This is a genomic window from Salinimonas iocasae (assembly GCF_006228385.1).
Lineage (GTDB): Bacteria > Pseudomonadota > Gammaproteobacteria > Enterobacterales > Alteromonadaceae > Alteromonas > Alteromonas iocasae.
The window spans coordinates 3,739,855-3,753,111 of record NZ_CP039852.1 but is presented as its reverse complement, the minus strand read 5'-3'; the positions used below and the strand labels follow the sequence as shown (position 1 = coordinate 3,753,111).

Annotated in this window: 10 protein-coding genes; 7 read left to right on the top strand and 3 right to left on the bottom strand. The window is 48.6% G+C overall.

The annotated features are described in order from the left end of the window. The first annotated feature begins 259 nt into the window (after window positions 1–259). The 3 genes from FBQ74_RS16885 to ilvA are packed head-to-tail and all read left to right on the top strand — an operon-like array spanning window position 260 to window position 4,603. The gene (locus tag FBQ74_RS16885) at window positions 260–1,192 is read left to right on the top strand and encodes a branched-chain amino acid transaminase (RefSeq protein WP_139757778.1); all 933 of its coding nucleotides are present in this window, start codon (window positions 260–262) and stop codon (window positions 1,190–1,192) included. Between the two features lie 22 nt (window positions 1,193–1,214). Next, entirely contained in the window at window positions 1,215–3,065 is a 1,851-nt protein-coding gene (gene ilvD / locus FBQ74_RS16880; RefSeq protein ID WP_139757777.1) for a dihydroxy-acid dehydratase, read from the top strand. Further along, window positions 3,062–4,603 carry a threonine ammonia-lyase, biosynthetic gene (ilvA, locus tag FBQ74_RS16875; protein WP_139757776.1) on the top strand — a complete coding sequence of 514 codons (1,542 nt, stop codon included), beginning with the start codon at window positions 3,062–3,064 and terminating at the stop codon, window positions 4,601–4,603. The genes ilvD and ilvA overlap by 4 nt, the downstream gene beginning before the upstream one ends. An 18-nt stretch (window positions 4,604–4,621) precedes the next feature. On the opposite strand, the gene FBQ74_RS16870 is transcribed toward ilvA, so the two are convergent. The 3 genes from FBQ74_RS16870 to FBQ74_RS16860 all read right to left on the bottom strand — a co-directional run bounded on the left by FBQ74_RS16870 (window position 4,622) and on the right by FBQ74_RS16860 (window position 8,641). Beyond that, window positions 4,622–5,614 (bottom strand): Kelch repeat-containing protein, encoded by a 993-nt coding sequence (locus FBQ74_RS16870; RefSeq protein ID WP_139757775.1) that lies wholly within the window; start codon window positions 5,612–5,614, stop codon window positions 4,622–4,624. Window positions 5,615–5,691: 77 nt separating this feature from the next. Continuing rightward, window positions 5,692–8,136, bottom strand: coding sequence for a glycerol-3-phosphate 1-O-acyltransferase PlsB (plsB, locus tag FBQ74_RS16865; RefSeq protein WP_139757774.1), 2,445 nt, complete (start codon window positions 8,134–8,136; stop codon window positions 5,692–5,694). Window positions 8,137–8,230: 94 nt separating this feature from the next. Next, window positions 8,231–8,641 (bottom strand): DUF2177 family protein, encoded by a 411-nt coding sequence (locus tag FBQ74_RS16860; RefSeq protein ID WP_139757773.1) that lies wholly within the window; start codon window positions 8,639–8,641, stop codon window positions 8,231–8,233. A 208-nt stretch (window positions 8,642–8,849) separates the two neighbouring features. Here FBQ74_RS16860 and lexA point away from each other — a divergent pair, with 208 nt between their 5' ends. The 4 genes from lexA to FBQ74_RS16840 all read left to right on the top strand — a co-directional run bounded on the left by lexA (window position 8,850) and on the right by FBQ74_RS16840 (window position 13,226). Further along, complete coding sequence (lexA, locus tag FBQ74_RS16855) at window positions 8,850–9,479, top strand: transcriptional repressor LexA (protein WP_139757772.1); 630 nt, start codon at window positions 8,850–8,852, stop codon at window positions 9,477–9,479. 400 nt (window positions 9,480–9,879) lie between these two features. Beyond that, a complete protein-coding gene (gene coxB, locus FBQ74_RS16850; protein WP_408641363.1) occupies window positions 9,880–11,004 on the top strand; it encodes a cytochrome c oxidase subunit II in 1,125 nt (374 codons plus the stop codon). A gap of 9 nt (window positions 11,005–11,013) precedes the next feature. Then, window positions 11,014–12,639, top strand: coding sequence for a cytochrome c oxidase subunit I (ctaD, locus tag FBQ74_RS16845; RefSeq protein ID WP_139757770.1), 1,626 nt, complete (start codon window positions 11,014–11,016; stop codon window positions 12,637–12,639). 2 nt (window positions 12,640–12,641) lie between these two features. After that, the gene (locus FBQ74_RS16840; protein WP_139757769.1) at window positions 12,642–13,226 is read left to right on the top strand and encodes a cytochrome c oxidase assembly protein; all 585 of its coding nucleotides are present in this window, start codon (window positions 12,642–12,644) and stop codon (window positions 13,224–13,226) included. The last annotated feature ends 31 nt before the right edge of the window (window positions 13,227–13,257 follow it).

Sequence of the window (13,257 nt, the reverse complement as noted above, 5' to 3'; positions counted from 1 at the left end):
GATTGCACTCTTTTCCGAACATCTTTGTCCTGTTGTTTTGCAGCAGGTCTCATCAATATCCCCTGCGTTTTTAGGGGCCATCGCCTTGTTTGCGTCGTAAAAGTAAGCCAGATGTAAAATTTGCTGTCCATTCAGGTGGCTTAAAACGGTCTGTCATTGGGCGTTTTGAATCACCTGCTGTATCATTTGCGCTGAACTTTTAATTTTCTGCTTTCTGGCAGTACCCGGGCCAACGGTGCCCCGTAAATAAGGAATAAACATGGCTAAGCAACCTGCTGAATATATTTGGTTTAACGGCGAGATAAAACCCTGGAAAGACGCCACGGTACATGTAATGACCCATGCTATTCATTACGGCTCTTCTGTTTTTGAAGGGATCCGTGCTTACAAAACGCCGGATAAAGGCACCTGTGTTTTCCGTTTACAGGAGCATAACCGTCGCCTGTTTGATTCAGCGAAAGTTTATCGGATGACCATCCCATTCACCCTGGATCAGGTTAATGAGGCGACGTTGGAAATCATCCGCAAAAATGATTTGCAGTCTGCTTATATTCGTCCTATCGCGTTTTATGGCGATATTGGTATGGGGCTTCAGGTGCCCTTTGGTCAGGAAACTGAACTGACCATTGCCGCGTTTGAATGGGGTGCCTACCTGGGCGATGAAGCTATTAAAAATGGTGTTGATGCCGGTATATCTTCATGGAACCGCCTGGCGGCGAACACCATGCCGACGGGGGCAAAAGCAGGGGGCAACTACCTGTCTTCGCAATTGATCTCAATGGAAGCGCGCCGTCATGGTTATGGTGAAGGTATCGCACTGGATCGCAATGGTTATATCAGTGAAGGCGCAGGTGAAAACATTTTTGTTATTCGCGATGGTGTCGTTACTACCACCCCTAAAACAGCAGCAATCCTGCCGGGTATCACCCGCGATACCGTGATGACATTGCTTCGTGATATGGGCTACGAAGTCCGTGAAGAAAATATTCCTCGTGAGGCAATGTATCTTGCTGACGAAATCTTAATGTGCGGCACTGCAGCCGAAGTTACTCCTGTGCGCAGTGTTGATGGTATTGCCGTGGGTAATGGTGGCCGTGGCCCTATTACTGAGGCAGTACAGGAAAAATTCTTTGGCCTGTTCAATGGCACAACAGAAGACAAGTGGAACTGGCTGACGCCCGTTTATGAATAAACCCTAACTTTCAGGAGCAATTATGCCCAAACTACGATCTGCAACTACTACGCAGGGACGAAACATGGCAGGGGCACGCGCACTATGGCGTGCCACCGGTATGAAAGATACCGACTTTGGAAAGCCGATTATTGCCATTGCCAACTCCTTTACGCAGTTCGTACCCGGGCATGTGCATCTTAAAGATATGGGGCAACTGGTCGCCCGCAGCGTTGAAGCAGCGGGTGGCGTTGCCAAGGAATTTAATACCATCGCGGTAGATGATGGTATCGCGATGGGCCATAGCGGCATGCTTTACAGCCTGCCCTCGCGTGAAATTATCGCTGACTCTGTAGAGTACATGGCAAATGCTCACTGCGCTGACGCGCTGGTGTGTATTTCCAATTGCGACAAAATAACCCCAGGCATGCTGATGGCAGCCATGCGCCTGAATATTCCTGTTGTGTTTGTTTCCGGTGGTCCGATGGAGGCCGGGAAAACACAACTTTCTGATCAGCTTATCAAGCTGGATTTAGTTGATGCAATGGTCGCGGCGGCTGACGATAGTGTCAGTGATAAAGACAGTGGCGAGATTGAACGCTCTGCCTGTCCGACCTGCGGCTCGTGCTCCGGTATGTTTACTGCCAACTCTATGAACTGCCTGACCGAAGCGCTCGGGCTTGCCCTGCCCGGTAACGGCTCCATGCTGGCCACTCATGCCGACCGCGAGGGCTTATTTCAACGTGCCGGTGAACTGGTAGTAGAGCTGTGCCAGCGTTGGTATGGTAATGATGATGCGTCGGCACTACCCCGCAATATTGCTAATTTCGAGGCATTTGAAAATGCAATGAGCCTGGATATTGCAATGGGCGGTTCGACCAATACCATTTTGCATCTGTTGGCTGCGGCGATGGAGGGAGAAGTCCCTTTCAGCATGGCGGATATCGACCGGCTTTCACGCAAAGTCCCGCATTTGTGTAAAGTAGCGCCATCTACCCCACAGTATCATATGGAAGATGTTCACCGCGCTGGTGGCGTGCTGGGGATCTTATCAGAGCTGAACAAAGCCGGATTACTGCACCCAGACTCGCATCATGTACTTGGCGGGACAATCAGCGACGTCATTAGCCAGTGGGATATCACAGATACGCAAAACGAAATTGCGGATACGTTTTATCGTGCTGGGCCTGCAGGCATACGTACTACCAAAGCCTTCAGTCAGTCGTGCCGCTGGGATGAAGCCGACCGGGACCGTGAAGCAGGCTGTATCCGGGCCCTTGAGCACGCCTATAGTCAGGAAGGTGGTCTGGCTGTGTTGTACGGCAATTTGGCTAAAAATGGCTGCATCGTTAAAACCGCTGGCGTGGATGAGTCGATACTTACCTTTACCGGCACGGCAAAAATCTATGAAAGTCAGGAGGATGCGGTTGCCGGAATTCTGAATGATGAGGTTAAAGCCGGCGATGCCGTAATCATCCGTTATGAAGGTCCGCGGGGCGGGCCGGGTATGCAGGAGATGCTGTATCCCACGTCTTACCTGAAGTCCAAAGGGTTGGGTAAATCCTGTGCATTGATCACAGATGGACGCTTCTCAGGCGGAACCAGCGGTTTATCCATCGGGCATTGTTCACCCGAAGCAGCCAGTGGCGGTGGTATCGCGCTGGTGGAAGACGGTGACACCATTGTTATTGATATACCCAATCGTACGATCAACGTGGATCTGACAGATGCTGAGCTGGCCCATCGGCGTGAGGCAATGCAACAGCGCCCCCGTCCGTTTAAACCACTTAACCGTGAGCGTGTGGTTTCTGCATCGCTGAAAAACTTTGCCATGTTGGCCACCAGTGCAGATAAAGGCGCGGTGCGCGATGCCGCTAAGTTGGAAGATATATGACGATTAGCAATCATGAATATCTGAAAAAAATACTGCTGGCACCGGTTTATGATGTCGCGGTAGCCAGTGATTTGGTCACCATGTCTGGACTGTCTCATCAGATTGGCAATACTGTTTTTTTAAAACGCGAAGATCAGCAGCCGGTTAAATCCTTCAAGTTGCGCGGGGCTTATAACCGAATATGCACGCTGACTGAAGCCCAGCAGCAGGCCGGGGTCATTGCAGCCTCAGCAGGAAATCATGCGCAGGGGTTGGCTTACGGCGCCCACGTTAAAGGCATTAACGCCACTATCGTAATGCCTGAAACCACACCCGATATAAAGGTGGACGCGGTACGCCGCTTTGGCGGGCAGCAGGTAACGGTTATTCAGCATGGTACCAGTTTCGATCAGGCCAGTGCCCATGCAAAGCTTCTGGCCGAGCAGCATGGCTATACCTTTGTGCCGCCGTTTGATGATCCTGATGTCATTGCCGGTCAGGGTACCGTAGCCCGCGAGTTACTGGAACAAAATCCCAACCTCGACATGATTTTTGTGGCGGTGGGAGGCGGGGGCCTGGCGGCCGGCATTTCGGTTTACCTTAAACAGTTGAAGCCAGACATTAAAATCATTGCTGTTGAGTCTGAAGAATCTGCCTGTTTTGCTGCCGCCAGACAAGCCGGCAAGCCCGTGGCGCTGCCATCGGTAGGTATTTTTGCTGATGGCGTGGCGGTTAAAACGATGGGGCAGGAAACCTTCCGCTTATGCAACGAATACGTTGATGAGATTGTGACGGTGTCCAATGATGAGATTTGCGGTGCTATAAAAGATATTTTCGATGATACCCGGGTTATTGCAGAGCCGGCTGGTGCCTTGTCAGTCGCGGCAATTCGAAAATATGCCAGGGCCCACAATCTTACCGGTAAAAATATTGGCGGCATCTTGTGCGGGGCAAATATCAATTTTCACACCCTTCGCTATGTGTCCGAGCGGTGTGAGTTAGCAGAGCAGAAAGAAGCAGTTTTTGCTGCCAAATTAGCCGAGCGACCAGGGGCGTTTAAGCAATTTTGTGAAGCGCTTGGCGGTAAGAATATTACTGAGTTTAATTACCGCTACGGGAGTGATGCCGAAGCCCATGTATTTGTGGGGGTGAAACTTAAAGGCGGGCAGCCGGAGTTTTCGCTGTTACAGGAAAGCCTCACTGACAAAGGTTTTGCGTGTTTTGACCTTAGCAACAATGAGCTGGCGAAATTGCACGTCCGGCACATGGTTGGGGGCAGGCCACCCGCTATTTTAAATGAGACCGTATTTGCGTTTGAATTTCCGGAGTATCCTGGTGCTTTACTGAAATTTCTTAACACCCTGGGTGAGCGCTGGAATATTACCTTGTTCCATTATCGCAACCATGGTGCTGCAAAAGGACTGGTACTGGCAGGTTTTGATATCCCACCACAAAGCAGGGCCGCATTCGATGAGCATCTGCAGGATCTGAATTATACGTTTTCAGACGTTACCGATGATCCTGCATATCAGTTTTTTCTGTCGGGTGCTGCGCAGTAATTGCCTGAAAAAAGCAGCCTAGCGGGCTGCTTCTTCCAGCTGTGATTCATCGAACACCTGAATTGCATCCAGCACTTTAACCGCCGGCTCCAGGCCACCAATAACGTAGACTTTGTCATCAATCGTTGTGGCCTGATTGTGTCGGCTTGCTGCGACCGGTAAATCGGCTTCCTGCCATTGCTGAGCCTTGAAATCATAAACCAGCGTTGCAGTCAGGTTGGTATAATGGCCGAATGTGAAAAGCTTGTCGTGCCACACTGTAGCAGAGTGCGCGCTTAGCGGATGCGGTAGGTCAGGCAAACGTGTCCATGCGTTGGTGTCCGGGTCATATTGTTCGAACGATGTCACCGCTTTGTCACCATCATAGCCGCCCATCACGTAAATCTTGCCATCGTATGTAACCGCTGTGGTTTCTTTTGCTGACGGCATGGGAGGCGCCAGTGACCACGTATTGGCTGCAATATCGTAAACAGCCATCAGTGAAGAGCGCTTCATCTGCTTGGTCTTCCAATCACGGTGACCGCCACCAACTACATAAATTTTCCCATCAAGATACGCAGCAGCATTAATGCGGGTGGGATACGGCAACGGCGCTGCCTGAGAGATTGTGCGACTACGGGTATCAAACACCTCTACACGACTCTCATAGGCGTAATCATCGCCTTCGTGCGAAATCCCGCCAATCAGATAAATATGGTGATTGCCATCATAAACAGCCGAAAAATACCGGCGCGGCAAAATATGGTCATGCAATACCTGAATGTTTTCTGTTTCAGGATCGATGATTTCGACATCACCCAGCCATTTTTCTTCGCTGGATCCTCCGAACACATAAATAGCCTCACCATCATTAGCAATGCCTGCACCAAAGCGAGGTGTATCAAGCTTAAAAGGCATATCTGTTGTGAAGTCAGTGGGTTCGGGCGCTGTCTGCGGGGCCGGGGTATCAGCACAGGCACTCAATAAAAGTGTTACAGACAGAACGATGCTGGTTAATGCGCGTGTGACCATGGATGTCCTATATTATTTTTGATTTCCGTTTTTTATTATTCAAGGCGGTGCGGCTCGCACCACCTGCCTTATACGCACTAATGCAACTCTACGTTTTCAAGGTGTTGAATAATTTCCGGCCATACTAACGCCATTACGTCTTTGCGAAGAGCTGCACTTTCTTCTGAGTACTTCAGACTGCCGTCTGCCGTAGAGTCCAGCCAGTGGTTTTCCCGCAGTGCATTGATAAAACTGGAGAGAACGTTTTTATCATAAAACTCGGGTGAGCTCATGCCATAAAGCGTCGACAGCCGCTCTGCGACTTTACGACTTGTTCGCTCCAGTTCCGTGCGCGAAATGATACGTTCTTTTTCAATAATCGTCAGTACGACAGCGTAACGCTGAAAGGTTTCCTGCATACAGCGACTTAGTAACCAGGCGGAGTGATAGTCTTTCTTGTTCGGCTCCGGAGGATTCAGGCAATTATCGGTTTGCCGCAAAAGCCCCTGGTCAAGCATCTGATTGATGAGCTTGTCTGTATATGCCAGTGCCTGATCCTGACTCATGTGAATAAATAACTCGCGCTGCAGTAAAGGATACAGCGCTGCTACCAACTGCAGTATATAGTCACGGCGGCACGCGGGATGCGTGAAAACAGCTGACATAATGATGCCGGGTAATGCAAACAAATGCAGAATATTGTTGCGATAGTACGTTAACAGTACGGCCGAATCAGGTTTTGGCTGTATGAGCTTGCCATAACCATCGTTGCTGATTGAAAAACGATTCAGTCTGAGCACATGGGAAAGTATTTGTTCGTCAGACTCTTCTGGCACCGTGGCATCTTCTGAAAAAGGTGCTTCACGCAGCATGGTCATAAATGCGCTCAGTGAGTGTCTGAGCTCTTCCTGACTCATGGTTTTATTCTTAGATGACAGCAAACAAAGAGCCGACAACGCCATACCATTGATTGCTGCAGCGCGGTTAATACGTAACATAACCTCGTTGGCGAGATCATTGACCATCGGGGTCAGCCAGCTTGGTTTTTTGTCCGGGTCGGCAGGCAGGTTCTCACGCCAGTCAGGCATTTGCTTTTCCAGAAAGTGATTCAGCTGCAGCGGCTCACCGAAGTTCACATAGCCGTAGCCATAATTTTTCAGCTTTCTGAGGGCAGAGAATACCTGCCAGTTAGATTCCTTTTTCTTACCACTGCCTTTGAGCTCTTTCAGGTAGCTCTTCACTTCCATAACGTTTTCATAGCCAATGTAAACCGGAACAATACTTACAGGCCGGTTTACGCCTTTTAAAATAGCCTGAATAGTCATGGCTAACATGCCGGTCTTAGGTGGTATTAAGCGTCCGGTCCGGCTGCGCCCGCCCTCCGGATAGTATTTAACTGAGTAGCCTTTATTAAACAATAACTCTAAATATTCGCGAAAGACCGCTGTGTAAAGTTTGTTGCCGGCAAAGCTGCGTCGTAAAAAAAAAGCGCCCCCCCGGCGGAAAATCTTTCCTACCGGCCAGAAATTCAGATTAATACCCGCGGCAATATGAGGAGTAACCATCCCCTCGTGATAAATGACGTAGGTCAGTAACAGATAGTCCATGTGGCTGCGATGACAGGGAACATAGATAATTTCATGCCCGTTTCTGGCAAGTTCTCGAACTCGCTCACTGTGCGCTACGCCAATACCATTATAAATTTTATTCCAGATACGGGTAAGGAGTCGATCGCCAAATCGAATCAGACCCTCACGATAGTCTGCAGCAATTTCGTCAATATAAATTCGAGCATTCTGACGCGCTTTTTCAGGCGTACCTTTCTTACTTTGCCCCTCTTCGGCAATGGCGCGTTTTACTGACTCAGACCCTAATACAGCATTGTACAGTTCTTCACGCACCAGTAACGTTGGACCGGTCATATTCTGACGCTTACGATAAAAGTGAGTACTTGCTACCCTTACCAGCTTGTGAGCTATTTGCGCATCACTGCCATGCAATGATGCCATCGCATTGGCCGAAACGGCTTTGCTGAAGCTAATAAAATTATCGCGACCCAGAAAGCATACAATAAAAAATTTTCGTAACCAGCTGGGTGTTGCAACATCGGCAATCAGGTCACTGAAACCCGGCTTGCCTTTACCCGGCGCCCGACCCCAGGAAATAAACACAGGAACAACCTGAACATCCAGCTCGGGATTATCACGATGCAAGTGAAAAAGGTCGGTAAAAACTGCCTCAATATCGGTGGGACTATTGGTGCCTGTGAGCACAGACTGCGTACGCCGCAAAAATAATGAATTGGGGTAAGTATGACCCGCCAGAGTGACCTCTTCAGTAGGACTGGGTAACCCCATTTTGCGGGTAGCCTGACGCAGCGCTAACTGATCTGTCATTGAATTACTGGGCAGCAGATAGATGATCGGCTTATTACTATCTATGCCCAGTTCTGATTCCAGATTGGTGGGGATAGTGTGCGGCTTGACCAACCATTTAACGGGATAATGAAACACTGAAAGAAGCGTTTTGCGTATCCACGACATGAAAAGTGTCCTGTATAGAAAAATCCGGCGCAGTGTACCATAAGTTTTTAATAATACTTAAAAGCACACCGGCACCGGCATGATGAGCAAAAAGCTACGTGCGTAGTCGGGCCACAATACTGCCAGTCGCCGCCAGAATACAGGTTGCTACGGAGCCCCACAGCCAGTCAATCAACGTCATGTTTAGCGGCCAGTCAGCAACAATGGAATATGCAGTAAGGTTGTAAGTGCCATAGGCCGTTGCCCCCAACACAAATCCGCTTATAGCGGCAGCGCCCACAGTACGGTTAAGCGTTGGCTTCACCGCCACAATGACAACCGACAGGCAATAAAGTAGATAAAAAACAATCCAGGGCCAGCTTATAAACTGCTCCCGTAATATGCCGTCAAAATGCTCGACATACATTGGCATGGCAATAACGCCCAGCCAAATACCATCTAGCACACCAAATGCGATCAGCACGGCCAGATAAGCCAGTGCAAGTGTTGAAAATTTAGTCTTCATAGAGGATAAAAACGCAGACTATCATCGTTTGGTTCAGGATGTATTAAATAAAGAATTTGCATTATATTGCATATCCTATTACGGCAGGTTGCCAGAAGGCTTCGCCCTTGCATCAGATAACAAACGATAAGAGCAATGATCAACGCTTGCCAAATTTATCTGTATGTATATACTCTGAAAGATAACTGTATGAAAAACCAGGCTGTGTATGCGTCCACTTACTCCCCGACAAACTGAAGTGCTTGAATTAATAAAAGCGAATATGCGCGAAACCGGTATGCCACCAACCCGTGCTGAGATCGCCAGTCGCCTGGGTTTTCGCTCCGCTAATGCGGCAGAAGAGCATTTAAAGGCCCTTGCCAGAAAGGGGGTTATTGAAATACTGCCGGGTACGTCACGAGGCATAAGGCTAACCACACCGCTGGAAGATGAAGCAACTAACGATGAGCCTGGATTGCCATTAATCGGTCGGGTTGCAGCCGGTGAGCCTATTCTTGCCCAGGAGCATATCGAAAGTCATTATCAGGTGGATCCCAGCCTGTTCAAACCGCACGCAGACTTTCTACTGCGTGTTGACGGCATGAGTATGAAGGATATCGGTATTCTGGATGGTGACTTGTTGGCCGTACACAGAACCACAGACATCCACAATGGTCAGGTGGTTGTTGCCCGGGTTGAAGATGATGTTACTGTGAAACGCTTTGAGAAACGCGGTCATGAAGTGCTCTTACATGCAGAGAATGATGAGTTTGCGCCGATCAAAGTTGATTTAACATCTCAGGCACTTGCGATAGAAGGTCTGGCTGTGGGAGTCATACGTAACGCAGACTGGATGTAACAGATATTTACTCTCATTGCGCCTCTTATGTGCAGTGAGAGTATTGAATTTAAGCTTTCTTCCTTCGATAAACTTTTACCTATTCCTCCCATCAGGTATATCGCACTTTTATCTATAAAACGTGCAGCTTTCACTTTATTTCTGACCTCATATTTTATCCTTTCAAAGACTACCCGCATATCAAGCGCTTGCTAACTTTTTGCACAATTTTTTATTAAATCACTAGACTCCGACTTAAATTTGTTTAATTCTTATACTGTTATTAACATAAAGATAACAAGTAGATAAACAATCCCATTATAAGAGATTGCACAATATTTCGGGTCTATGGTCGATTGAGTCGCCTTCCATGATTCGTCCATCACGGAGGTGTTGAGTGAAAAAGCTCGCGAGTATCGCAATGATGGTTTGGGGAACACTATCGGTATCATCTGTCGGTTTGGCAGATACACAGGCAGTTTCTGACATAAACCTGCGAAAAGGAGTGACGGATATCAGTGGACAGGTATACGACCTGCACATGCTGATGTTTCTTATTTGCGTAATCATCGCAGTGGTTGTTTTTGGGGTGATGTTCGTTTCGATGTACTTTCATCGAAAATCCCGTGGCGCGAAACCAGCGAAATTTCACGAAAGCGTTAAAGTCGAAGTTGCCTGGACCGTCGTCCCTTTTCTTATTCTGATTTTCATGGCCGTGCCCGCGGCAAACACTCTGATTGCGATGGAAGATACCTCCGAGCCTGATCTCACTGTGCTGGTCACCGGATCTCAATGGAAATGGCATTACCGTTATATGGATTCAGAAGTGTCGTTCTACTCGTTATTGGCTACCCAACGTGAGCAAATAAGTAACCGCTATGAAAAGGGCGAGAATTACCTGCTTGAAGTGGATCAGCCGCTGGTGATTCCAACAGATCAGAAAGTGCGCTTCCTTATCACCTCTGATGACGTTATCCATTCATGGTGGGTGCCGGATTTTGCGGTCAAAAAAGACGCCAATCCCGGATTTATTAACGAAGCGTGGACCAAGGTTAATGAACCGGGCCTTTATCGCGGTCAGTGCGCAGAGTTGTGTGGTAAAGACCACGGCTTCATGCCGATTGTGGTGGTAGCAAAAGAGCCTGCCGAATTCGATGCCTGGATGAGCGAGCAGGAAGAAGCCCAGCGCAAGGCAAAAGAGGAAGAGCAGCGACTGTTGGCGATGAACATGAGTATGGACGAGCTGATGGTAGAGGGTAAAAAGGTTTACAACGCCACATGTGCAGCTTGCCATATGCCCAATGGGGAAGGGTTGCCCGGTACATTCCCGGCATTAAAAGGCAGCAAAATTGCGCTGGAAGATATGCAGGGCCACCTTGATATTGTTGTAAATGGCAAGACCGGTACTGCCATGCAGGCTTTTGGCAAGATGCTTTCGCTTAAAGAGCTAGCTGCCGTTATTACCTATGAGCGAAATGCCTGGGGCAATGACACCGGCGAAATTGTGCAACCAAAAGATGTTGATGCATTCAACAAGGGCCAATAGGAGAGCACCATGACTAAAGCAACTGATTTATCTTCTCATGGTGCGGGTGTCACAGCTGAGCATGACAATCATCACGATGATCACGAGCATCATATTCCAAAAGGCATAATGCGTTGGATTCTTACGACCAACCATAAAGATATCGGCACCCTGTATCTGTGGTTTTCCTTCATTATGTTTTTAACCGGTGGTGCGATGGCGATGGTCATTCGTGCAGAGCTGTTTCAGCCCGGTTTACAAATTGTAGAGCCTGATTTTTTCAATCAGATGACCACGGTACACGGCCTCATTATGGTATTCGGTGCGGTTATGCCTGCCTTTGTAGGTTTGGCTAACTGGCTGGTGCCCATGATGATTGGCGCACCGGATATGGCATTGCCCAGAATGAATAACTGGAGCTTCTGGATCCTGCCTTTCGCTTTTACTATTTTGCTTGCGTCATTGTTTACAGAAGGTGGTGGTCCTAATTTTGGCTGGACATTCTACGCACCTCTTTCAACCACCTACAGCAATGACAGTACCGCGCTGTTTGTGTTTTCTGTCCATATTATGGGTATCTCATCCATCATGGGCGCGATAAACGTTATCGTTACCATCTTTAATATGCGTGCGCCGGGTATGACCTGGATGAAAATGCCGTTGTTCGTGTGGACCTGGTTAATTACTGCTTTCTTATTGATAGCTGTTATGCCAGTGCTGGCGGGGGCGGTGACTATGGTACTAACCGATAAGTTTTTCGGCACCAGCTTTTTCGATGCCGCCGGAGGTGGTGATCCGGTAATGTTCCAGCATATTTTCTGGTTCTTCGGGCATCCTGAGGTGTACATCATGATTCTGCCGGCTTTTGGCATTATCTCCCACATTGTACCCACCTTCGCCCGCAAACCTTTGTTTGGTTACGCCTCAATGGTTTATGCCACAGCCTCTATCGCGCTGTTGTCATTCGTGGTCTGGGCACACCATATGTTCACCACGGGAATGCCGGTGTATATGGAAATGTTTTTCATGTTCGCCACCATGCTAATCTCAGTGCCAACAGGCGTGAAGGTGTTTAACTGGGTAGCCACCATGTGGCGAGGCTCAATGACCTTCGAAGTACCGATGCTTTTTGCACTTGCCTTCATCGTTTTATTCACTATTGGCGGGCTGTCGGGGCTGATGCTGGCCATCACGCCGGTCGATTTTCAGTACCATGATACCTACTTTGTAGTGGCTCACTTTCATTACGTACTGGTCACTGGCGCAATATTCTCCATTATGGCGGCCGTTTACTACTGGCTACCGAAGTGGACCGGAAAAATGTTCAATATAGGACTTGCGAAAGCGCACTTCTGGTGCTCGCTTATTTCGGTAAACGTGCTGTTCTTCCCCATGCACTTTGTTGGTCTGGCAGGTATGCCACGCCGAATTCCAGATTATTCGCTGCAGTTTGCTGATTATAACCAGTGGATAAGTATTGGTGGCTTCGCGTTTGGATTGTCACAGCTGATATTTCTGGTGGTAGTCATTCAGGCATGTCGCAAACAGGGAGAGCCGGTAAGTGACAGGGTCTGGGAAGGTGCAAATGGGCTGGAGTGGGAAATTCCGTCACCTGCGCCTTATCACACATTTGAAACACCACCGGTGGTGAAATAAGTATGTCTTCGGCATCTGGTCACCGCTCCATGGTCATCCGACTGGTGGTGATCGTTATTGGCATGTTTGGATTTGGTTTTGCGCTGGTGCCGCTGTATGACGTGTTCTGCGATATTACCGGCATCAATGGCAAAACCAATGCAAGCGCTGCGGTTTATACCGCACCGACAGTAGATAAAAGTCGTCAGGTTACGGTCGAGTTTCTGACCCGGACTCACACAGGCATGCCCTGGGAGTTCAGGGCAAATACGAAACGGGTCAAGGTGCATCCCGGTGAACTGAAAACAGTCGACTTTTATGTCCGGAACCCTATGCGAAGAGACTTTGTTGCTCAGGCTATTCCATCTGTATCACCGGGTGAAGCCGCTTTGTATCTGAATAAAACAGAATGCTTCTGCTTTAATCAGCAGCCGTTAGACGGCGGTGGAGAGGCGACCATGCCAATGTCGTTTTATGTCGATCCGCAAATACCGGACGATATTTCTTACTTTACTGTTCAGTACACACTTTTTGATGTGTCGGCGCGTGCCGATTCATTACCTAGTTCAGATAACCCTTATCTTAACCGCGCCGGACGCAGCGATTAAGACGACCTAATTACGATGTGAGAGGGAGAAA